The organism is Flavobacterium tructae (assembly GCF_002217475.1).
GTDB classification, from domain to species: domain Bacteria; phylum Bacteroidota; class Bacteroidia; order Flavobacteriales; family Flavobacteriaceae; genus Flavobacterium; species Flavobacterium tructae.
Window position 1 is genome coordinate 67,837 of sequence record NZ_MUHH01000035.1, and the last position, 24,993, is coordinate 92,829.

The following is a 24,993-nucleotide window of genomic DNA, read 5'->3' on the forward strand; positions in this document are numbered from 1 at the left end:
TTATGGAAAATAATTACAAAAATGCTCATACGCATATATTCACCATGAATAATGCGCCAAAAAACTTCCTGGAATTGTATATGCCTCCATTTTTGGCAAAAGGAGTTGATAATTTTACGAACACCAACCTTGGAGCGTGGCTGATCAGACAGTTGGCAAGCAGTAATAAAGGAATGGCCAAAAGATATGCTACCTTCCTTCAAATCGGTAAAAGTAAATACCAGACGGATATTTTTGAAGATTTAATGTCCCGATATCCTAACGAAACATTTCAGTTTGTTACGCTATGTCAAAACTTAGAGTATTTAGGTGTTGGCAGATCCGTTAGCGGTTTCGAGGGACAAATAGAGGAAGTGATTGATATCAAAAGAAAATACCCCACGAATATTTTGCCTTTTTTCGGACTTGACCCAAGATGGAAAAGCAGCGGAGACGAAATTCAGAAAACGGTAGAGCGTTATTTCGAAACTAAAATCGAAGTGGGCGGAACGTATGTATATCCGTTTCAGGGATTAAAAATGTATCCAAGTACCGGACATTATGCTTTTGACGCAAAACTTAGGAAGACCATGGAATGGGCTGCCGACAATGGTGTTCCAATAATGACACACACTTATTATTTGGGTGGAATTTATAATTATGATAAAGATTATATTAAACGTAATCTAAATCCCATTGACCCGTATACTGGAAATATACATGGAGCACCGAATGCAGTACCGAAATTTATTGAGGAGAAAGGAGGTTTGTTCGGAAATCTCTTTAATGGAAATGACCGAAAAAGCTGTAGAAGTAGCTGCTCTTATTTTCTTGAGCCACATTCGTATGAGTCTATGTTGAATACCATTAAAGATCTTAAGATATGCTTTGCGCACTTTGGTGGTGTGAATCAGATACAAGCTTCCGAAGGAAACAATAAAGATAGCAATCAAATCAATCCTTATGGAGTGTTAAGAAAAAACTGGTTCAGCCAGATACAAAACCTGATGGCTCAGCATCCGAATGTTTATACAGATATATCGTATGATGTAGCAGAATGTCTCTTAAAAGAAAACAGTGAGCTTTATAAAGTATTTTTTAGAGAGGTGGATAAATCCTATGGCAATCAAATATTGTTCGGAACCGATTATTTTATGACGGAGAAAGACAGTCTGGAACAAGTGGCGGTGCAGGGATTTAGAAATTATGCTTCGAATGCTAAGCTTCAAAATGGGAATTCACTATGGGATCAAATGGCAAAGAATAATATTAATAGCTATTTAGAGAGTAAATACTATTCCGGAAAGCCTGTAATTATTCGCTCTGTTTAATTAGAATAGTAAGATAAATTTTCAACCTCCAGAATCAATTGATTCTGGAGGTTTTTTTGTGGGTAATAAAGGCTGAAAGCCCAAAAGCACAAGCATGGTGCAACGCACTATGATCTAAGTTAAGCAGGAATATTGCCCTGAAAGGGCAAGAGCAAAGAGACGATCTGAAATCGACCCTTTAGAACTGTAGTTCTTACAATTAAATTTTGGTTCAAAAGATTTTGTACTGTAAAAGCTCTTTGTTATTAATTATCTTTAAATCAGGTATTTATACTCTTTTATGCTTGGTTTAGTTTAACGAGTTTTGTTATCTTTGAAATAAAATCTTACAAACTATAGTGATTTTGTAGGTAAATAGCACTTTCGTAAATACGCTTACTGCAACGTTAAATCTTACAATATTCTACCAATTATTTAACCTTTAAACCATTCAAATTATGGAAACCAGAAGCCCCCCTTTTTAGTTGTAAAGATTTTTGAGATATAAAGAATGATTCACCCCTTAAATCAAATTATATGAAAAATTTATACAAAATTATGTTGCTGTGTGTCTGTGGAGCCACTTACGCACAAACCCAGAATGATATTGCAAAAATTAGGTCCGGAAGTAACGTGTCTGAACTACAGTCTCTGAGTCAGAGATACCAAACCGAGGCGGACCAGAAGAAACAAAGAATCAGTAATCTTGCGAAAACTAATGGCTGGCGCACTTCATTTAGTAATAAAAATGGAACCACAAGCGAATTAGTAGATGTAAGTGCCGACGGCAAAACGCCTATCTATTTTGCTACTGAAAATGTAAATGCCGCAAAATCCACACGGGCAAATTACTTGAATTCCGGTGGTGGTTTAGGACTGAATCTTAACGGACAAAACATGACGGCTTATGTTTGGGATGGCGGTGCTACACTTCCTACTCACAATGAGTTTGGTGGAAGAGTGTCAATTAACGATGGGGTTACTGCTATTGTTGCCGGAAGTAACAACAGTCAACACGCCAATCACGTAACAGGTACTATTGTTGCGGCAGGTACTGTAGCGGCATCCAAAGGAATGGCCTTTCAGGGAAATGCCAGAACGAACGAATGGACTAACGATTTGTCTGAAGCCACTACAGCAGCGGCAAACGGAATGTTGATCTCCAATCATTCTTACGGATGGGCTACAAGAAATTCTGCTGGAACAGTTCTGATCGCTCCGTGGCAGTTTGGTGCTTATCAAACTACTGCCAGAGACTGGGACAATCTGATGTTTAATGCTCCTTACTACCTGCAGGTGAAATCAGCCGGAAATGATGGCGGAGATAACACTGCAAATACAAGTCCGTTAGGAGGTTTTACTGCTTATGATAAACTTACAGGATTTTCGACCTCTAAAAACAATCTGGTGATTGCTAATGCTAATGACGCTGTGATAAGTTCAACAGGAGCTTTAACAAGTGTTACCATTAGCGGATCCAGTAGTCAGGGACCTACAGACGATTTGAGAATCAAACCGGATCTTGCCGGAAACGGAGCCTCTGTTTATTCGACAGCCACACTTACAAATCCGGTAACACCATTAACCAATAGCAGTTATGGTAATGCCAGTGGAACTTCAATGGCAGCTCCAAATGTAACCGGAACACTACTTTTGCTACAGCAGCATTATAAAAATCTGACCGGAAACTTTATGCGTGCTGCTACTCTAAAAGGATTGGCATTGCATACCGCAGACGATGCGGGAGCTGTTGGTCCTGATGCAATTTTTGGATGGGGTTTATTGAATGCAAAATTTGCTGCGGAAACCATTACAAAAAACGGAACAGCGTCTATTGTTCAGGAAAGTACACTGGTGAATGGTGGTACTTATACATTGTCGGTAACTTCAGACGGAGTTAATCCGTTGATTGCTTCTATTTCATGGACAGATCCTGCCGGTGTTGCTTATTCAGGAAGTACACCAAATATTGGTACAGCAAAATTGATAAACGATTTAGACATTCGCGTGACTAATGGAGCAGGAACTAATTTCCCATATCGATTGCTTACTGCGACAACAAACGGATTGGGTGACAATACCAGAGATCCTTTTGAGCGCATCAGAATTGTTGGTGCAGCGGGAACGTATACCATAACCGTAACCCATAAAGGAAGTTTGGTCAACGGAAGTCAGAATTTTTCAACAGTGGTAACCGGAATTACCATACCGGATCTTTACATCAAAGACAGACCGTTTGATGTGGGATTACAACCTAATCCGGATTCAGGACCTATGTGGATCAGTGATGATATCTGGGTAAGACAAACCATTGACGGAGGAACTACACATGAAAATCCTGAGTTTAAATTAAGCTCTCCAAACGGAGTGTATGTTAAAGTAACTAATAAAGGAACAGTTCCTAGTGCTTCCGGAAAAGTGAAATTGTATTTTGCAAAAGCTTCTTCAGGATTAACATGGCCTACCAACTTTGTTAATTTTTATGTAGGGACTGTATTGCATGGTGATTATATAGGAGAAGTACCTATTCCGGCAATTGCTGCAGGTGGAAATGCTACAGTAGTTATTCCTTGGTATCCGCCAAATCCTGCTGATTTCACTTACGATGTACACCATTTTTGTTTAGCGGCAAGAATAGAATCATCCGAAGATCCGATGTTTAATGAACAAACTAATGTGGGTATAGGTGTAAATACCAAAAACAACAATAATATTGCCTGGAAAAATTTAAGTGTTTACAACCTGAATACGACAGATTTTGTTCCTCCAACTGCAGTATTCATCAGAGGAATCAGATCTAAAAATATCAACGTGAGATTTATAGACAGAGGATTTAACGAACAGTTGAAGAATAATTTCTTTGATTTGGGCGGTACAGTTGAAGCTACACTGGATCCAAAACTATTTGAAAGAGCACAGGCCAATGGAAGTTTAAAAGGAGTACAGATTTTAGATAAAAATAAAATCCTTATTACTTCCAGAGAAGCATCTATAGCAAACCTGCCTATTGATATCGATGAAACTTTCGGAATCACATTTGATTTCAAAGTGGCAAAAGATTTTCCTGTTGAAGAGCAAATTACCTTAGACCTTGTTCAGGAAGATGCTAAAAGCGGAGAACTTGAAGGAGGAGAGCGTTTTGCACTGGTAAAAGCTAAACCGAATACTAAAGCCGGAGCCACGTCACTTGTTGAAGCTCCTGAATCTCGTATTGTTGCTATCTATCCGAATCCGACAAACGGTATATTTAAAATAGCCGTAAATAGTGAGGAGCAGGGAACATTAAAAATAACAAGCATTTTCAATACGGTTGTTTTTGAAGAGAAAACAAATAAACAAAAAGAATTTAGTGTAAACATCTCCAAACAACTTCCGGGAATTTACATCGTTCAGTTTATCTCTGAAAATGGAAAAGTAGTTACCAGAAAAATAATTAAAAACTAATATTTTTCGCTTGAAACACTTATTATTTTAATGAGTGTATGAAATTGAAAGAAGTCGTCTCAATGCAAAATTTGAGGCGATTTCTTTTTTTATAAAAGAAAAGCTTTGCAGATTTTGGCTTTTAAACGCAAAGTACGCTAAGTTTTTTTTATGCGTAGGTTTTATATAAAAAAACATAAAGTCCGCAAAGCTTTGTCTAAGTATAGCTTTGCGAACTTTGCCTTTCTAAGTGCATACAACTAAAATTCTTCGCGTGCTTAGCGTTAAAATTTTTAGCTTCAAATGGGGTGATATACTTTGATATTTAACGCAAAGTGCGCTAAGTTTTTTTATGCACAAGGTTTTATGTGAAAAGCACAAAGTTCGCAAAGCTTTGTCCAGATATAGCTTTGCGAACTTTATTTTTCTAAGTGTATGCAGCTAAAATTCTTAGCGTGCTTTGCGTTAAAATTTCCAACTTAGATGATTATTGCTCTATTTTCAAGGATGAACTTTTGCAACATACGAAGACACTGTTACGGTACCCGAATCATTTTTGACCGTATAAACGCCTAAAATACTATTTTGATAAGCTGTATTAGCACTTGTACTATCTGCATTCGGAAAATCAATATCTATCCAGTTGGCTTCTCCAAATGTGCCATCTGAATTTCGGTTTACAGCAACAAAGGAAGCTCCCATATCTTTTCCGTTAACACTAATCCAGTCAGACGGCATATGATAGCCATTGTCTTTGGATGCAGTGATACCTTCAAAATGTGTAACTACAGACAAAATCGTTTCATTCTTATAACTAAACGATTTTAAATTACTCGTTTGCTTTGTTTTGGAATTATAATCGACCAGAAAAGCCTGGCTTATTTCCCCTAATTTAGCACTCGAATAACCGCCTGCCATAGTATAATGATCACCGCCATTGTGCCAGATACCGTACAAAGTAGTCGTTAAGGAATCGGGAACTTTAAAATCAATGTATTCTTTAGTAACAACATCATATAAGAATGCATATCCATTCTTATCATTCTCTACATCATAATTTCCAACGGCGATTCCGCCCATTATACTATGAACAAATACATTATTGGTATTACCGTCATTTGGTGACACCTGAATCCAGGTTCCTGAACCATCCGCCGGACCTTCATAATAAAAACCAAGATTTCCGCTTGGAGCTTTACCGGAAGAGGCAGATATTTTATAGGAGCCTACTATTTGTACTTTGCCTTGATGTCCGTTATTAGGGCCGTAACAAGAGGTATTGATAACCGTTGCTGTTGGTGTACTTGGAAAATTTACAATGTTCCATTTGCCCTGATTGCCGCTTCCATTAAGCGGCCCTTCATAGATTAAGCCCTGAACGATATCATTAAGGCCTATTAAACTGCCTGAAATGTACACATTCTCCGATCCTGTTACGCCTCTTACGCCTTGTATGCTGGTTTCTCCGGCATTAGGATAATTGAAATCCGTATACTTTGCTGTATTGACTTCCAGATTTATATTTTCTGACATAATTTTTCTTTTTTGATTGTTGTTTTAACCCGTTGGGAAAAATTAAATTTTGTTCAATTTCACCCAACGGGTTATTGTTTTATACTTTTTTGGAACTGTGTCCTGCAACTGTTTTTAGTTAAACGTTGTCGTACTATAAACATCTTTTGGTGCATTTACCCAAAGTTTTTCAACCTCCAGCTGATGCAGTTGTTCTTCTAATTCGTGTCTGATTTCACTATAAGCCGGATCGTAGGCAAGATTGGTGATTTCCAACGGATCATTAACTAAATCATACAGCTCATACTGTTTGAAGTAGGCCGTAGCAGCATCAAAATAATAGTCAAATTTCCATTTTTCGGTTCTGATACATCGAATGCGATTCGCAGCTCTTACGATCGTCCAGGTACTATTAGAACCTGCTTTGATATCATCGTAAGTAAACAAAATACTGTGCTGAACAGGAGTGTTGTCCTGCATTATTGGCAGTAAACTGGTACCAGCAAGTCCTGTTGGCGGATTGGATATGTTGGCGATATCAATAAAAGTTGGAAAAATATCTGCTAAGGTTGCTAAGGCCATAGATTGTTTGATTGGATGATCTTTAAATAATATCGGATTAGATATAACAAGCGGAACTCTTAAAGCTTCTTCGTAAGCAACAAAAGTTTTCTGACGTAATCCGCCATGAGCGAGTCCCATTTCTCCATGATCGGATGTCATTGTAACTAAGGCTGAATCGGCGAGTTTTTTGCCGTGTTCATCTTCTCGGTATAATTCGTCGATCAGATAGCCAAACTGTTTGTCGGCAAGACTTAACAAATAACCGTAAAAATTAATATAATTCAGTTTATCTTCGGTACTATTGATTGCTCCAAGACTTAAAGCCATATTAATCAGAATTTGTTCCTGAGCCATAGGTTTTTTATTTTCCAGTAAATTTTCGTTTACAGTAGCAGGAAGTCCTATTTCTCTGGTCAGCCAGCTGTCCGGATGGTATCCTGATGTACCTGCTGTATTGGGATAAGCCAATACATCATGAGGATTTACGAGTGAAAGAATCAAACAATATGGTTTATGATTTCCAGTAGCTCTTTGTGCTCTCACTTCTTTTAGATATTGGATAGCCTCGGCAGTGTATCTGGCGTCGTGATTGGCGTAGCCACCCCCAAAATTAAGCGGGTTCACATCTTCACCGGCATCGGGAGAAATCCAGCCCATAGCCCCAAATAAAGAAATATCAGCAGGAGTTAAATCATCATAATTGGTTTTAGTTCCATTAGGAGCAACACCTTTACTCATGTGCCATTTTCCTCGGTATTGCACATCATAGCCATCCGCCCAAAGCGTATTCATAATATTGGGTAATGTATTGCTAAGAGTAGGCTCCTGAGGCGACAACAGACCGCCTACAGTTAACGTTTGACTCACACCATGTTTTGCAGGGTATAAACCTGTAAATAAGGTCGAACGGCTAGGGGAGCACATGCAGGTATTGCAAAATGCACGGTCGAAACTAAAACCATTCTTTTTTAGAAAAGTCAGTGTGGGAAGATTTTCTTCCTCCCAGCCCGGTGGAAAATGTTGAGTAGCGCGCTGCTCATCAGTAATAATTAAAATCATGTCCGGCTTTTGGCCAATTTCGTTAAGTTTTTCTTTTAAGTTCATTGTTTGTGGTTTAAGGGGTTAATAAATAGATAATTGTTGGTATATGGATTTGTAATTCATATCGATAGGTCAGTTTGAAATAATTCAAAAAGAGGGATTGGATTATCGTATAAAATTGAGGTGTGAAGAGAGAATGACAGTAGTACTTTTTCAATATAATGTTCGAACAAAATAAATTGCAAAAGGCTTGTATACGATACTGTAGTGCAGTGTTGAATCTGATTAATAAGAATAAAATTACAATAACTAAGCAGATTTAAATTACGTATAAATACCTGTTTTGTAGTAGTTTATCTAATTTTTAAAAAGTACAAAGAGTTCAATAATCTGAAGGACTTCAATTAGACAGATATTTTTGTTATTGAAGAGACTCTTTTTATGTATAAGGGATAGAGGTAAAGAGCAGTAATTTTCCAGACTACAACTATTGGTGTAACTAAGAATTCTAAGGCTGAGGGGGTAATTATGCTAAACGACTAAAAAAATATTTAAATATCGCGTTGCGTTTAATCGATAAAAAATGATTTATCACATAGAAACATAGATTTTAATCTAAAAGAGAAAAAAGAAAATACATTCCTTCCACCTGATATTAGGTGTATTTAAATGAGGCGAAATGCTTTTTTACAGATGTTGAATCTAAGTTCCTATGTGTTAAAATGAATTATACTCAAAAAGTTAAAAACAATAATAATTTTGAGTTTTAGTTTTTAATTCCCCTTCAATAAATTGATACTTACTGTAGCGATATCGGCATCCGGGAATCGTTTAAAAATCGATTGGTCCGGAAATAATCCGGCTTCTGCTGCGACTTTATTAAAAACGTCAATTTCTACAATATATTGGTCCGAGAAACCGTGAGTAGCATCATAAGCCGTTGCGGGAGTTTTTCCGATATTAGCGGCTGCAAGTTTCGGATTGATGGTATGCAATTCAATCAACAGCAAGCCAAATTTATGTACATATGGAGACCATTTTTGTAAATGTTCCAGCAGATTGTCTTCTACGAGGTTATTACTGATTCTTTTTCCTCTGTAAGCAAATGCTCCGGTAGACGTACTGATTCTATCTTTGTTGATGTGTTGGGGATCTTTCCAAATTCGATTGTGATCTAAAAAAGTTCTTACGTTAAGCAGGTCTTTAAGATCTATATTGTAGTTTTCTTTCAGATCTTCCGAAAGCAGTTGAGGGTTTCCGATATCTCCCCAAATTACTTTTGCCCAAATGTCGGCTTTAATTAGATTGGCTCTGGTTACTTTTAAGGCTGCCTGATTATAGTCGGCACCAACTAAAAACAAAGGGTAGTCGTCGAGCATTTTTCCACGTAAAGTCTGCCTGTCGATAACTTCAAAAATATGCTGTAAAAAAGCACCATTACCGCAACCCATGTCAAGTATTCCTTTAGGTTGCTGTTCGATTGGTAAATTAAACAGGCTGACAATAATTTCGTCCACCACTTTAAAATAAGTATCGTGAGCACCACCGCTTCCCCATACATTCATTTCGCGGTCTACGTGAATTTCATTTTCACCATCCGCTATCATTCTTAAAACTGAAGGATCACCAAAAATCAATTCTTCGATTTTGGCAAAGGTGGGTAAATAAGAAACTGTAACACCGTAAGCACTGGCTCTTTTAGCGTAAAACAAACCGGTTTCGGTAAACTGATAATTGCCATTTTTTTCTAAGAACCATCCAAGATGTACAAAAAAGTCCAGTATTTTTTTAAAGTTTTCCGGAGATTTATGAAACTCTTCTGGTTGAAAAGAAGTCTCCATAAAGTATTTGTGAAACATTCCTTTCATGGCCAGACGTACAATGGTGGGACCAATCAAATGCCCTTCGACGTGTTTTAAAACCTGCTCCTGAAGACTGTTTTTTAATGGATCATCAGAAGGTGATATTCCATATCCTTTTTTATATTTTTCAAAAATAAGATTGAGTTTTTCAAAGGGTACGTCGTCAAAAAGTCGTGGATGAAACTGCCCGGAGAATTGGAGTAAATCAACAACATCCTGATAGAGATGAAACAGCGAAAAAGCGATTTCTGTTTTTTCGTTTGTGATGATGGTTATTTCCTGTGTTCGATTATCTACTTCATACTCTAAAAAGCCCTGAGAGGCCAGAATTCTCAAACCCACATTCAGATAACCTTCATTTGCTTTAAAAGTAGTAGCTAACTGCGATAGTTGTACTTGCTTTTGATTTAGGATATACTCTAAAACTTTATGATTTTGTAGCGCAATTGCAACCGGAGCAACAGCCAGACCGTCAAGATGTCTGAAAATAGAACTTCGAAGTTGTGATTTATCGGTCATAGAAAAAGGTTGATGGTTGGTTAAAAATAGTGATTTTTTAATTTACGACCGTTACTTTTTTAGAGGCTATTTTAAGATTTTCCTCATAGCTATTTTTCGCAAATAACTATTGCGAACCTCAAAGTAAGTGAAACATCTTTTTTTAGAGCAAAAAACGATGTTTCCAGGTGTTAAACTAAGTGATTGGCAACAAGTAGAAGTAATCAGCTAACCGCCATTTTATTATACTTATTACGATATTCCAACGGATTTAATCCTGTTACTTTTTTAAAAATGGTTCGAAATGCTTTTGTATCGGTATAACCTACATCGTACATTACCTCATTGATATTTTTACGGCTGGTCTCGAAACTTTTTTTAGCGTACTCAATTTTCACCCGATTGATGTATTCTAAAACTGAATTGTTGGTTGCGGTTTTAAATCGTCTCTCAAAACTTCTTCTTCCCAGCAATACCATTTCGGCCAATTCATCAATGGTGATTTTTTCCTGAATATTATCTTCAATAAAATTCTGAACCTGTTTAATGGCATCGTCGTTATGATTCTTTTGTCCCTGAAACATAGCAAAAGAAGCCTGACTGTCTCGGTCGATATCGATGGCAAAGTATTTGGAGGCAAGTATAGCCGTCTCTCTGTCGGTATATTTTTCGACCAGATGAAGCAATAAGTTCCAGTACGAATGTGCTCCACCGCTGGAATAAAGACGATGTTCTTCCGTAATAATGCTTCCGTCTATGACTTCTACTTCGGGAAACATTTCTCTAAACTCATTTTGAAATCCCCAATGGGTAGAGCATTTTTTGCCGTTTAACAAACCAGTGGAAGCTAACAAAAACGCTCCAACACATAATGATGCGATCTCGGCACCCTTATGATATTGTTCGCTGATCCAGGGTAATAGTCCTTGATTTTGAGCAATCGCAGCTTTCATGTCTCCAAATAAGGCAGGAATCACAATCAAATCAGTGGCAGTAATATCTTTTGTGAGCTGAGAGGTATTAACGGAATACAATCCGTTATTAAGTTTTACTTCTTTCTCTAAACCTACTAATTGTACATCAAACAATAATTTTTTACCGGAGGCGGTCATAAATTGATTTACAGCCGAAAATAAGTATTGCGGATCTGCAATTGCCTGCAGAACCGAACTTTCAGGAACAAGAATGCTTACTTTTTTTATCATGGTTTTTTATAGGTTAGATCAAATTAGGCAAACGATTTACAATTGACTGACTGTTGCTGAGCCCTTAATTTTACTTGGTTGACTGTTGAATGCAACACTTTACCGGGATCATAGCGATACAACAATTGATTTCAATGCAATTTCAAAGATAAAGATAGTTTGTCGTAAATGCCCTTTTTGTTGTCGTTTTTGTGTAGGTGGATTCTGTGATTTCTGCTCCATCTTTGTACTATCAATTAACAATTAAAAAATCACACAAAATGGCGACAAAAATTTTCATCAATCTGCCGGTAGCAGATTTACAAAAAGCAATGTCTTTTTACACAGCAATCGGATTTACAAATAATCCTCAATTTACAGATGCTACAGCAGCCTGTATGGTTCTAACCGAAGAAATTTATGTGATGTTGTTGACTCATAGTAAATTCAGTGAGTTTATCAATAAAGAAATCGGTAATGCTTTCGAGAAAGCTTCGGTAATTAATTCCTTGTCAGTAGAAAGTGTAGACGAAGTGAATGAAATGATCAATAATGCCTTAAAAGCAGGAGGTAAAGAAACTGCAGAGCCGAAAGACTATGGTTTTATGCAGCAACGCAGTTTTGAAGATTTAGACGGACACCTTTGGGAAGTTCTGTATATGGATCTGGCGAAAATCCCACAACAATAACCCTATTAAAATGGCACAGCTTAATTCTTATTTAACATTTAACGGTAATTGCAGAGACGCGATGTTGTTCTACAAAGCTTGTCTTGGCGGTGAACTCGAACTGCAAACCATAGCCGATTCACCAATAGGGGAAGAGCTGCCGGAGAAAATGAAAAAATGTATTTTGCACGCCACCCTTAAAAGCGATACTCTTACCATTATGGGATCGGATATGGCTCCCGAAAACCTGACAAAAGGAAATGCATTCTCGATGATGCTCACGTTTGACAGTGAAGAAGAAACACGAAAGGTTTATGCTGACTTATCTAAAGACGGTCAGGCTACCCATCCGTTAGAAAGGACTTTTTATGGAGCCTTGTTCGGGAATCTTACGGATAAGTTCGGACATCAATGGATGCTCTGTTACTCGTGCCAAGAAAAAAAATCTTTATCTGTTGGGTATAATTAATTCTTGATGATTATACCCAATCGAATAAAGCTATAAATTGACTTCTAACAGCTAATAACTTCTAATGAGACGCCTAAGCAAAAAGGTGGTCTCATTTTTTTATTTCTTTATATCAAACCGGACAGATTTTTGAAACCTGTCCGGTTTATTAAATGTAACGTTTATATACGACATCTTTTACTTTACTGATCCTTATTTTGAAGCACATTAAATAAAAGTGTTAGAAGTAATTTTTTAAGAAAGTATAAAATAGAATGCACTTTACAGAATCACTTTAGAAAAAATCCTACACAGAAGTGGAAGAACGGTTGTTTGTTAACTGTTTTATTTTAAGTTGTTTATCGTTAAAAGGCTGATTTATTTAACATTTTTTATATAAAAAAAAGAGTTAAAATTTTGGCTTTCGTTATTTTAATTTACTTTTGTTCTATCAAATTGGTAGAGTATAAAATTATGAGATTAGCGAAGATTAAAGAGAAGAATAGTAACTACTGTTTTTAACTAATAAGAATTAATAGGAGATAAGTTTCCTTTAAAAGTAGTCAGACAATAAAGTGATTTTTAATCTAACGCTATAATTTCAGTGAGATGAAGTCCTTTTTGAGATTGAAATCTTACATAAATACATTAAAAAAATAGTAATCCAAAATAATAAAAAATGAAGAAACGAATGCATAGCTGTTAAAAAAAAGAACCATTTCTGCGGGAACAGAAATGGCGAAGCTTAAAGAAATTGTACATCTCTATAAGGAAAGCACGAGCGGATAAAATCCGATTTCGGGGCACCTTATGTATTAAACTAAAACAAAGTAATGAAAAAAAAATTAAACAGATATATAGGATTATGTATTTTGTTAATTTCCGCAGGTATTAAAGCACAGGAAGTTAAACCCTTAATCCAGTCGAAACTCGAAGGAACTGTAATCGATGCTGTTACAAAGGAGCCCGTTATTGGAGCTTCGATAAACATTAAAGGAACTACTCACGGGGTTGTAACGGATATGGACGGTAAATTTTACTTTCAAACCGGGCAAAAACTTCCTTATACCCTAATTGTAAGTTATTTGGGCTATAAAAAAGCGGAAGTTACAGCCAATGAAAATTCAGTTGTGGTTACTCTTACTCAGGAACAGAATGCATTGTCAGAAGTAGTGGTTACGGCACTTGGTATTACAAAAGAAAAAAAATCTCTGGGATATACCACGCAGGCAGTTAAGGGCAAGGAATTGTCAGACACAAAAGAAACCAATTTTCTAAACAGCCTTAGTGGTAAACTTGCCGGTGTTCGTATTACCAATTCGCAGGGTGATATGGGATCTTCGCGTATCATCATTCGTGGTGAAACGTCCATTTCCGGAAATAATCAGCCGCTTTTTGTGGTCGATGGAGTTCCTGTAGACAACTCACAACTAGGAAGTACCGGAGGTACCACTCGTGATTTTAAAAATGCTATTGCCGATTTAAATCCACAGGATATTGAATCCTTAAGTGTATTAAAAGGTCCTAATGCTGCCGCTCTTTACGGATCACGTGCCGCACACGGAGTAGTGCTTATCACAACAAAATCCGGAAAAAGTCAAAAAGGGTTGGGGATAAGCGTCAATTCGGGAATCACAATTTCTCAGGTGGCTACTTTACCTAAATTTCAAAATTCATACGGACAAGGATCAAACGGAAAGTTCAGTTATGTAGACGGTAAAGGTGGCGGAATCAATGATGGAGTTGATGAAAGCTGGGGGCCTAAATTAGACGGTCGTCTTATTCCACAGTTCTATTCTAATGGTGTTGCGGTACCTTTCGTAGCACATCCGAATAATGTGAAAGACTTTTTCAACACTGGTATTACCTACGATAATAGCGTATCCATAGCTAAATCGGATGAAAAATCAGATTTTCGTTTAGGAATAAACAATCAAAAACAATTGGGTACAGTACCTAACAGTGAAGCAAATAAAACAAACTTTACGGTTAATACAAATTACCAAATTTCTAAAAACATAAAAGTAGGGGTAACGGCTAACTATATTGTGACTGATGCACCCGCACTTCCTGGTGGTCCGCAAGGTAACCGTGCCGCTGGTGTGATGCTGCAGTTCCTTTGGTTCGGACGCCAGGTAGATATCGATCAGCTTCAGAACAACAGAGAGGTAAACTGGAACAACAGCTATTACAGCAATCCCTATTGGAATGCGTATTATAACACCACTAGCCAACAGCGCAACCGTATAATAGGAGATATTCATTTGGATGCCAAAATTATCGACGGACTTAATTTTAAATTCCGTACCGGAGTTGATTATTACAACGATCGTAGAAAGTATACCATTAAATATGGTACAAACGGAACCCCATTTGGATCTTATGCAGAAGATGCTTACACGGTAAACGAAAGAAATACAGAAGGGATTTTTACGTATACCAAAAAACTAACCGAAGACTTTAGTGTGGATGCTCTTGCCGGATTCAATATTCGTAACCACAGTGATGCCAATAATTATCAAAAAGCACCACGTTTGGCCGTACCGGATTTGTATACCTTAACGAATTCAAGAGATCCGTTGACTTCATCGAATTCACTATCAAGATTAAGAGTGTACAGTGCCTATGCTTCAGCGCAGTTTGGATATAAAAACTATGCTTATTTAAACGTAACTGCCCGTAATGACTGGTCGTCAACCTTACCAAGCAGTAACCGTTCTTACTTTTATCCTTCCTTCAATGGTAGTTTTGTAGTTTCTGATGCTTTCAATCTGAAAAGCAACACACTTGATTTCTTAAAACTTCGTGGAGGCTGGTCTGAAGTAGGAAACGATGCAGATCCGTATCAATTGTCTACGGTTTACGATTTTCAAACTGCATTTGACGGAAATCCAATTCAAACTTCAGCGAAGAAAAAACTGAATGAGAACCTGAAACCGGAAACCACTCGTTCTACGGAATTGGGTATAGAATCTTCGTTCTGGAAAAACAGACTGCACTTAGATGTTGCTTACTATAATACGAACAGTTTTGACCAAATTTTAGAAATAAAAACTACGGCTTCAAGTGGTTATAATTCGCAATTAATCAACGCGGGTAAAATAAACAATCGTGGTATTGAAGTTCAGTTAGACGGAACTCCGATTCAAACGGAGAATTTTAAATGGAATGTAGGAGTTAACTATTCAAAAAACATCAGTGAAGTAAAGATTTTGGATTATGACAAACAAATTCAAAACTATACTATTGGTACATCAGGAGGTGTTGATGTATTGGCGTCGGTAGGACAGGCTTATGGAGCACTTTATGGTACAGCGTATCAACGTGATGCAAACGGAAATATAGTAGTTGGAGCTAACGGATTACCTAAAGCCGATCCTCAAAAGCGAGTATTAGGGCATTATACTCCGGATTTTTTAGCAGGTTTAACCAACACTTTGAGTTATAAAAATCTTGAATTTTCATTCCTTATTGATGCCAGCGTAGGCGGAGATATTTTTTCGGGAACCAACAGAACAGGTACATATACCGGAGTACTGGCTGAGACACTTGCTGGTCGTGATGCAGCAAACGGAGGTTTAAATTACTACTACCCGGGCAACAGTACTGCCAATCCAAAAACATTGGTAACGAGTGGTGGAGCACCAAATGGAGTAACGGTGTATGATGACGGAGTTCTATTTAACGGAGTTTACGCCGATGGAACCCCAAATACTCAGGTGATTAGTGCGCAGGAGTTTCATAAAGCATCTTACAATATTAGTGAAGCCTATATTTACAGTTCGACTTTTGTAAAACTGAGAGAAATAAAACTGGGATATAATTTCAATAAGAAATTTGCCAGAAGACTGGGACTAGAAGGAGCAAGTATTACTGCTGTAGGCCGAAACCTTTTGTTTATTTACAAAGATGCGCCAAACATTGATCCTGAAACCGCTTTCAATACCGGAAATGCTCAGGGATTGGAGAGTTTGTCTTTACCAACTACCAGAAATTTCAGTCTGAATGTTAATCTTAAATTTTAAAAACGCGAAATCATGCTAAAAAAAATAGCTTATATAACACTATTTGCGGTAGCACTTACCTCTTGTAGTGACACTCTGGATGATATTAATAAAAATCCAAATGCAACCGAAACACCTTTAGCGCCTTATCTATTGACAGGTACGTTAAAGCAGGGAGCCGATTTATACTGGGGAGCCGACAATAATTTTAATGCATCGTTACTATTTGTACAGCATTGGGCTAAAGTTCAGTATACAGAACCGGACAGATATGACGTGTCGAACACTTCTTTCACTACATTGTGGAATACGGGATATGCCACTTTGATTACAGATTTAAATACGATTCTGAAATTTCCGGATCAGCAGGCAAATCCAAATTACAAAGGAATTGCGTTAACCTTGCGTTCATGGGCATTTTTATTGCTTACAGACGCTTACGGGAGCATTCCGTATAAAGAAGCAGGCCTAAAAGTAACTCCGGCATACAACACGCAAAAAGAAGTGTACACAGGTTTATTGGAAGATTTAAAACAAGCACAGTCTTTACTAAATCCAACTAGTGGAAGCGTAACTGGAGATTTGGCTTATAAAGGCGATATCTCAAAATGGAAAAAATTGGTAAACTCCCTTCGTTTGCGAATCGCATTGAGAATTTCTGATAGAGAACCTGCCTTAGCCAAACAAGCGGCGATCGATGCAACTACTGATGCTGCCGGAGTAATTAGCAATAACAATGAAACTTTTAAGTTTACTTTCACGAGTTCGCCTCAGCAAAATCCTGCTTCGGCCTGGTTTGAAACCCGTGATGACTTTCGTATTTCGAAAACATTGGTGGATAAGTTAAATGAATTCTCCGATCCGCGTTTGCCAGTTTATGCCCAGTTGCCAACAGATGCAAGCGTTGGAAAATATGTAGGAGGTGCTAACGGATTATCAAACAGTGATGCCAACAGCCAGGGATTTGCTAAAACATCAAAACCGGGAGCTTATTTTTTAACCTCGTCATCACCAGCGGTAATTGTTTCTTATTCCGAAGTATTGTTTAATCTTTCAGAAGCGGTGGCTCGCGGTTACATTGCCGGAGATGCAGAGCAGTTGTATAAAAATGCCATTACAGCATCGTTCAATCAGTTTGGAATTACTGATGCCACTACAATTTCAAATTATCTTAATCAGGCAGCGGTAAAGTATGATGCAACGAATTATGCTAAATCGATTGGTACACAAAAATGGATCGCATTTTTCGGGCAGGGTCTTGATGCTTTTGCAGAATGGAGAAGATTGGACTATCCGGTATTGAAAGCAGGCCCGGCTACCGTTTTAAACGGACAGATTCCTTCACGTTTCTTTTATCCGGGAACAGAACAGTCACTGAATGGAGCCAGCTATCAGACAGCTGTATCTGCTCAGGGAAAAGATTTGCTGACTACAAAACTATGGTTTGACGCAAAGTAAACCTTAATATAATAAGGACAAAGCAAACGGCTTAAACCAGCCCGTAATCAATTATAACAGATAATACTTCAGAGGAAATTTTCTCTGAAGTATTATTCATTTAAAGACCAAAGTTATCTTGGTATTTGTGGTCTTTCCATCTTATACTGTCTTCCGGATAACGTTTTAATAAAGGAAACCAAAGCCACAATCTCGTCATCAGTAAGATTTAACGGCTGCATTAAAACATCCGTTTTAGGAAATAGAGGATCTGCTATTTTTTCGGTTTCATCAGGATCAATCATGTGCATGCCGCTGTTATACATATTCACAATTCCGGTGATATTATCAAATAAGCCATTGTGCATCCAGGGCCCCGTATACATTACATCACGAAGAGAAGGAGTTCGGAATTTCCCAACGTCTTCTGCTTTTTTAGTAACCATATAAAGTCCTAAATCTTCATATTCCCTTTTGTAATAAGTAAGCCCAATATTATGGAATGATTCATCGGTCAGGTATTTTCCGGAGTGACAATTCATACATCTTGCTTTGGTTCGAAAAAGGTGCAGACCATAGATTTCCTGATCTGATAATTGCGTGTAATCGCCATCTATAAAGGCATCAAAACGGCTTCGTTTGCTTAAAATTGTTTTTTGGAATACGGCCAGTGACTGCAGGATTTTTTCATAAGTAATCTCAGAATCTCCATAAGCATTTTGGAATAAAACAGGATAACCTTCAATTTTTCTCAATTTATTAGCCAGATTTTTAGGTTCCATATTCATTTCATGATGCGCCGTAATGGGCCCTTGAGCTTGCTCTTCTAAAGTGGCAGCCCGTCCGTCCCAAAAGAATGATTTTCGGGCTCCGATGTTGTATAACGAAGGTGTATTTCTTTTTCCTTGCAAATGATCATTCCCTAAAGATACTTCACGCGCATCTCCCCAAGCCAGTTCCGGATCGTGGCAACTGCTGCAGGATACCTGATTAGACCCCGAAAGTTTGGGATCGAAAAAAAGCAGCTGTCCTAAAATTACTTTAGGATTTTCCATGGTATCGTAGTAACTCGTATCGATCGCAAGAGCTTCGAATTCCTGCCATTGTACACCGTCGTCAATAGTAGGTTTTGGCCATTGACTGGTTGGTTTACTATAGATTTCACGCCAATTTGAACTTGCAAGTTTCTCACTAAATGCAGCACTGAAACTTAACAATACATAAATTAGGCCTATGAAAAGAATAGAAAAAGAGGTTTTTAATAAAAGGGACTTCATTATAAGCGGATAGTGATGTTATAATTTAAATTAAAATGTCAAACCTATTGACATTTGAAAAAAAGTGTTGTTTTGTTTTTGAGGAAAATTGTAGTAATCCAGACTTGTCTTAACGAAAAAGTTAAGATCAGGTTGGTACTTGTAATCCCATCTTGCAGCGAGATTTATTTTAGTGTATGGAGAGGACAAAAAAGTAAAGTTATAATCGAGCATATTAAAAATTAAATTGGCTTTGCGATCGCTTAATTCCATTTCTGAACTTAAAATCCAGTTGTGTTCGAGTGAAGCCGAAACATTAAGTAAGGATGGAGATAAAAGTTTTGAAATGGCAAAATCCAATCGGCCGATACCTTGCTGTAGGTCAATAGTCCGAAGAGGATCGAGATATTTTTCCGCAGTATTTTTTAAGGTAAAGCTTGGCGCAATCGACCATGATAATTCAGGATTTGGAACGTAGTACAATCCTGAAAACACAACAGACGTAATCTGATTGGTGTATTTGGTATGCTCGGCTATCTTGATGTAAGATGTGGTACTTTGATTGTCAAATATATTTTCTTTTCCAGTTCGGTCTGTGTAAAAAAGTCCAATTTTTGCACCCCAAAACTTTTCTTTTGATTTTTTGAAATAAGAAACCTCTCCTTCATACTGATTCTCTAAAATTGTAGAAGCGACAAGGTTTTGGAATTCGGTCATGATTTTTTCATAACCAAATTGATGGTATCCCAGTAGTAAACCAAATCCATTTCGGTCTTTTGGGAAAAACTGCACATTGGTGCCATAGCCTCTTCCATCATAATACGAACTCAGTTTATTTCCGGTCAGTAATTTATTGTAAACACCAAGTCCTACCATATGATAAACTGCGGGAGCCCCTAATTCGCTAAAGAATTTTAGATTATTAGATTGTGTATATTTTTGCAGATTTAAAGCCGAACCTAATACATAATGATCACTAATGTTTAAGGAAATACCAGTAGAAACATTAAGATCTGAAACCGTATTTTTAGGCCTTGGATCAATATCCCGATATTCCATTAATGCCCTGTAATCAGTACTTATACCCAGAGTTATTTTATTTAAAGCTTTAGCATAACCGCCACTAAAAGAGTACTCTTCATACGAAAGATCACCCCCTATAGAATCTGCCGTTACATAAGGGTAGATTATTTGATAATCTGAGCTTTCGTTCCAACGCACATTGTTACGTTTACCATTCTTGTAATGAGCGTTTCCAAAAACAGTATTTTCAGAGTTAATCTTATAATGCGATTGTGCCTTAATAAGAAATTGACGAATTCCATTTCCCAACTGTTGAATATTGGTTTGCTGTGCTGCCGAACTATAACCCGCGCTCAATTCTGATAAAGAATAACGGCGGGCATAATGCTGATTTGCAGGATTGGTATAAAATCTTCGGGCAAAAGTATTCTCGGGAGACAAGTCTTCGTGAATGCGAAGGAGCACAGAAGTACTGTCCTGTGCCTGCAGCAAACTGCAACTCAAAATAATAAATAGAAATAGGGAACGAAAGCTCATGATTAAATTCATTAATTCATTAAAGAAGGTTTAACCTCAGGGGAAAAATCTAATGTTGAATTATTAGTGTCTTTTAGTATTTTTTTTCCGTTTGAAGTAGTGGACAGCGTTTTACGACGAACACTTTTTCCATAACGCGTTGCATCTGAATCTACTTTTCCGCAATAAGTCCAGCCTTTGTCCAGCGATGGAGCAGTAACAATCCATTTAAATTCAGATTCAACACTTAAATTAACAGCGTCTACAATCCATGAATTTGGAATCGAATACACGTTTTCGCCCATTGGATAACTTTCTCCGCCAAATACCAGATTGTATTCGTAGTTATAGGTATAATCCGTTAGATATTTTGTTTTATTTACAGGCATACGAGCGATAACAAAACTTTTAAAACCTCTGTTATGAATTACCATAGAAGAGAATAAATTCTCCATATTTGGAACAGAAGGATTATCAACATCATCAGCGTCTTCTGTATAAAATTCAAAAGTAGCTTTTCTTAAATTCAACGAAGCTGAATTGTATTCTTTATGGTCGATTGCATCTTCGGCAATAACAAAAAACTCACCCGGAGCGATTGGATAAGTAGTTCCGTTACCGGGAACAATTGCAACAGCTGATACTGCAAAGGACTGCGCCATGATATTCGGGGTATAGTCTTGTTTGTCAGTTGTCATGAATTCCGATTGTGCAATCATTAATCCATCTGCATACAATACTTTATCCGTATTATTATGAATCTTAAAGTATTTGTCACCTGAATATTGTTTTCCCTGTGGTGTTTTGGTTCCTGTAAAAAATACCTCTTCAATCACAAAATCAGATTGTGTTGTTTTGAGGAAAAGATTTAAAGAAACGGTGGCACTTCCACCAGTAATCACGACCGCTTCTTTATAGCTGCTTACCGAAGCTTCGATAATGTTACCGTCTATTGTATAGTTGATTTTTCCGTCAATAGATATTTCGTAAGAACCTTCACTTAAAGAGACAGAGAGATTATTATTTAAAGCTTTACTTTGGGTTACTTTACCGGTATTACGCTCTTTAAAAGAAACGGAAACATCAGAAAAGGTAACACTACTTAGATCTTCGGGATTTACAATTGTTAAGGTTAAAGCCGTTTCTTTATTGCTGTTATCATCATCTTTAGAACAGGATGGTAATAGTGCCATTATGGCTATTGTTAGATAAATGGGTAGTAATCTGATTTTCATAATTGGGTATTTATTTAATATTAAAAGTTAAAAATTCAAGTTTAATTCCATCCCGAAATAAGGTGAAGTAAGACCGCGCCGCTCGATCTTCTGACCATTAATTTCATAGTTTTGATAGTAACTGAAGAGTCGGTTAACGAACATGGAAATTCTAAATCTCTTGTAAAAATCTTTAGAAACTTTCAGATTCATATTCATCGACATTGGGATTGATTTTTTTTGAAAAAGAGCATCATTGTATTTAATATCAAGCCATTGCAGAATAGGATCTGATTGGTCTTTTTCGAGATAGGGATGCTGTTTTCCAGAAGGATCAATATAAGCAATCGGCGTTCCGTTCATAGGAAGCGACTGGTCACTTCTAAACCATAAAAACTGAAACGATCCCGAGAATTCTAAGCCAAGAGGAGGAACGTAGGTATCTACAATCAAATTGGTATTGAACTGCTGTTTTTCAGAACCATCATCAAACTGATACAGTCCTAAATAAGGAAGCCTCTTTCCATCAATGATAATATCTTTCTGTCCTCTTTTGTAAACCGGACTGCTATTGGTATAAGTGGTCTTAAACCAGGCTCCATTTAGAGTAAATCGAGTATTAATTGCCGTAAAACGTTTTGAGGAAAATTGAAATTCAACCCCGTTTTTGAGCAGCTTACTTCCGCTATTAGTTGTGTTGTATGAGGTTAATAGTGTGTCTCTAACAAAACGCATATCGGCTAAATTTGGTTGTGAGGTTAAGGTTAAAGGATCAATAGAATTATTGTCATACTTTTTATACGATAGCGCTTGATATTGAGAATTGTTTCTAAATCCGGAATCCATACGTTCATTGAAAAAAGTAATCGAAAAACGATTATTGTCATAAGAGAAATCCGCTCGAACCTCCCATTTTTTATTTATAGCCGGTGTTAGATTGTAATTTACAGCAGATGTTTTATAAGTCATTAAATTAATTCTTCGGTACTCCGGTGTATTATGATAATAGTTCAATTGCACCAGATCATTATAGATAAAATCCGGGTAAAGCTGAGCCAGTGTTGGGAATTTGGTATACTGTCCGAAACCGGCTGTAAGTTCTGTTTTTAAGAAATGTTTCCCCATTTTAAAGGATGGAAACACCCATTGCGTATTAATTCGGGGGTCAAAATAGTATTTTCCCGAAATACTATAAGCCGATGGCACATTCAACAACGACATCGCCCGAAGACCTCCTGCGAGATTTAATTGGTGTTTACCAATTGGAATGGACAGGACATCTTCGACAAAAAAAGAAAGATCAGTACTCGCCGGAATGTCTTTATACGATCTGGGACGTGTAGACATTTCAGGAGATGGGGGATGAGTAGTATCGTAAACCTGTCCTTTTCCGTTATTTTTTGAATAAGTCCATTCCGAACCCGCTTTTAAAGCATGTGTTATTCCAAATAACTGAATTTCGAAATCTCCCATGGTTTTAAAAAAGGCATCAAAAGGCTTTCCGTCAACAGTAAGATTAGAAATGTACTGTGGCGTTAGAAAAATTCCGTCAGATTCACCTTGTTCAGTAGTATTAGGAATAGCTGTTGCACTTGAGACCTGAACCCATTTGGTTTGCTCAATTTTATCGAATTGCTGATTTATTGCTGCCGACGAATGAATTGCTTTTAAAAACGGTGCCATTTTAAACTTTAAATCAAAAGAGTTTGCCCATGAAAACCGATTATAGCTTGAAGCATATCGGTCAATTTTGGTATAACCCACATCCGGATCTGCTCTTTCATTGTCTATAGAACCGCTATAATCTAAACTCGAATCCCATTGAAGCTGATGCGAATCATTTTCCCAAATTTTTTGTGCCCGTATAGAGGATGTAATTCTTTTGTAGTTTTCAAAACTGTTACGCGGATCTGATTTTGCATTTAAATAATCAATTCCCACATTCAGAATCAATCTTTTTTCTTCAGATTCAAAACCTTTTCCTAAATAATACAATTTGCTAAACTCATCAGCCTTAAAACGGGATTCCCAATTGGTACGCCCTCTTTTTCGCTGAATTTTAATAAGCCCGCTCGTCAAATCACCATATTCTACCGAAGGAATCCCCCTCACAATTTCGACTCTTTCAATCTGATCTGTCGAAATAGAGCGCATATCTACTCCTTTAGAAGTTGTATTGCGGCGTGTATTGGAATATCCTGAACCCGGTGTGATAGACATATTGGATCCGGTGGTATACTGTAGATTTGCATCGGTATTTATTGGAATCCCGTCAATTACAAAAGAAGTTCCAAGTGAAGAAACATCATAATTAGAATCGGCTGTTCCAACCTCTCTTAATTTAATGTGATTCGAAGCATTAAATACAGGATCTTTTGAGCGTCCGCCAGGGAGTAACTCCAGCAAATCGGTGAAACTTGAAGGCTGTAAATGCTGCATGGCTTTTTTATCGATAACAGAGGTACTGGTCATACCACGAGATTCTACGGCTGTAATGACTACTTCGTTTAGCTGTACACTTGACGGGACTAATCCGAAAGTAAGACTTTGTCCTGTTTTAAAGTCGAGATTTTTCTCGATCGTTTCGTAGCCTAAATGTGAAACTTTAAGCGTGTAACTGCCACTTTGAATGGAGTTTAAAACTATACTCCCCAAATCGTCTGAGTACGCTTCGTATTTGCTAATTCCTTCTACAGAAAGCAAAACACCTTTTAAGGGAATTTTACTTTCAGCATCGTAAACGGTAATCTGAAGAGTAATTTTAGCAGTGTTTTGAGAAAAACTAAGGTTAGAAAAAAGAGAGAATAATAAAAACAGAACGGATACAATCCTTTTTAGCAGGAATGTAATAAGGCTATTAAAAGAAGTCATTGTATTAAATATCTGTTAGCTGAATAAGCTATATAACAAAAAGGCGGTTAATCGTTGCAAATGTAACTTAATTTAGACTGAATAAAAATAATTGTTGATAAAAAATATTTTTACGACGTTTGCTCACGATTTAAAAATTAGAGCGAAAATGCCGATTATCAAAAATATTTCCCGAAATTTGTT

14 protein-coding genes are annotated in these 24,993 nt (G+C 37.2%); 6 read left to right on the forward strand and 8 right to left on the reverse strand.

Annotated features, from left to right (window positions below; translation table 11 throughout):
• Positions 1-2: 2 nt before the first annotated feature.
• Positions 3-1,310 carry an amidohydrolase family protein gene (locus tag B0A80_RS16110; RefSeq protein WP_089077934.1) on the forward strand — a complete coding sequence of 436 codons (1,308 nt, stop codon included), beginning with the start codon at positions 3-5 and terminating at the stop codon, positions 1,308-1,310.
• Between the two features lie 516 nt (positions 1,311-1,826).
• Positions 1,827-4,733, forward strand: a complete 2,907-nt coding sequence (locus B0A80_RS16115) for a S8 family serine peptidase (RefSeq protein WP_089077935.1) — start codon at positions 1,827-1,829, stop codon at positions 4,731-4,733.
• Between the two features lie 480 nt (positions 4,734-5,213).
• Here the strand turns inward: B0A80_RS16115 and B0A80_RS16120 are convergent, their stop codons facing one another.
• The 4 genes from B0A80_RS16120 to B0A80_RS16135 form a co-directional block, all read right to left on the reverse strand.
• Complete coding sequence (locus B0A80_RS16120; protein ID WP_089077936.1) at positions 5,214-6,245, reverse strand: hypothetical protein; 1,032 nt, start codon at positions 6,243-6,245, stop codon at positions 5,214-5,216.
• A gap of 114 nt (positions 6,246-6,359) precedes the next feature.
• Positions 6,360-7,892, reverse strand: a complete 1,533-nt coding sequence (locus B0A80_RS16125) for a sulfatase-like hydrolase/transferase (protein WP_089077937.1) — start codon at positions 7,890-7,892, stop codon at positions 6,360-6,362.
• Between the two features lie 710 nt (positions 7,893-8,602).
• Positions 8,603-10,210 (reverse strand): class I SAM-dependent methyltransferase, encoded by a 1,608-nt coding sequence (locus tag B0A80_RS16130; protein ID WP_089077938.1) that lies wholly within the window; start codon positions 10,208-10,210, stop codon positions 8,603-8,605.
• A gap of 203 nt (positions 10,211-10,413) precedes the next feature.
• Positions 10,414-11,394, reverse strand: coding sequence for a GlxA family transcriptional regulator (locus B0A80_RS16135; RefSeq protein ID WP_017497185.1), 981 nt, complete (start codon positions 11,392-11,394; stop codon positions 10,414-10,416).
• 260 nt (positions 11,395-11,654) lie between these two features.
• Between B0A80_RS16135 and B0A80_RS16140 the strand changes: the two genes are divergently transcribed.
• The 4 genes from B0A80_RS16140 (at position 11,655) to B0A80_RS16155 (ending at position 17,951) form a co-directional block, all read left to right on the forward strand.
• Positions 11,655-12,062 carry a VOC family protein gene (locus B0A80_RS16140; protein WP_089077958.1) on the forward strand — a complete coding sequence of 136 codons (408 nt, stop codon included), beginning with the start codon at positions 11,655-11,657 and terminating at the stop codon, positions 12,060-12,062.
• A 10-nt stretch (positions 12,063-12,072) separates the two neighbouring features.
• On the forward strand, positions 12,073-12,510 hold the full coding sequence (locus B0A80_RS16145) for a VOC family protein (protein WP_070908145.1): 438 nt from the start codon (positions 12,073-12,075) through the stop codon (positions 12,508-12,510).
• Positions 12,511-13,322: 812 nt separating this feature from the next.
• Positions 13,323-16,514 carry a SusC/RagA family TonB-linked outer membrane protein gene (locus B0A80_RS16150; RefSeq protein ID WP_089077939.1) on the forward strand — a complete coding sequence of 1,064 codons (3,192 nt, stop codon included), beginning with the start codon at positions 13,323-13,325 and terminating at the stop codon, positions 16,512-16,514.
• A gap of 12 nt (positions 16,515-16,526) precedes the next feature.
• Positions 16,527-17,951, forward strand: coding sequence for a SusD/RagB family nutrient-binding outer membrane lipoprotein (locus tag B0A80_RS16155; RefSeq protein WP_089077940.1), 1,425 nt, complete (start codon positions 16,527-16,529; stop codon positions 17,949-17,951).
• A 113-nt stretch (positions 17,952-18,064) separates the two neighbouring features.
• Here the strand turns inward: B0A80_RS16155 and B0A80_RS16160 are convergent, their stop codons facing one another.
• The 4 genes from B0A80_RS16160 to B0A80_RS16175 are packed head-to-tail and all read right to left on the reverse strand — an operon-like array spanning position 18,065 to position 24,810.
• Positions 18,065-19,207 carry a cytochrome-c peroxidase gene (locus B0A80_RS16160; RefSeq protein ID WP_089077941.1) on the reverse strand — a complete coding sequence of 381 codons (1,143 nt, stop codon included), beginning with the start codon at positions 19,205-19,207 and terminating at the stop codon, positions 18,065-18,067.
• Positions 19,208-19,237: 30 nt separating this feature from the next.
• Positions 19,238-20,746, reverse strand: coding sequence for a DUF6850 family outer membrane beta-barrel protein (locus B0A80_RS16165; RefSeq protein ID WP_124020581.1), 1,509 nt, complete (start codon positions 20,744-20,746; stop codon positions 19,238-19,240).
• Positions 20,747-20,757: 11 nt separating this feature from the next.
• Positions 20,758-21,960 carry a DUF4876 domain-containing protein gene (locus B0A80_RS16170; protein WP_089077943.1) on the reverse strand — a complete coding sequence of 401 codons (1,203 nt, stop codon included), beginning with the start codon at positions 21,958-21,960 and terminating at the stop codon, positions 20,758-20,760.
• 27 nt (positions 21,961-21,987) lie between these two features.
• A complete protein-coding gene (locus tag B0A80_RS16175) occupies positions 21,988-24,810 on the reverse strand; it encodes a TonB-dependent receptor (RefSeq protein ID WP_089077944.1) in 2,823 nt (940 codons plus the stop codon).
• Positions 24,811-24,993 lie beyond the last annotated feature (183 nt).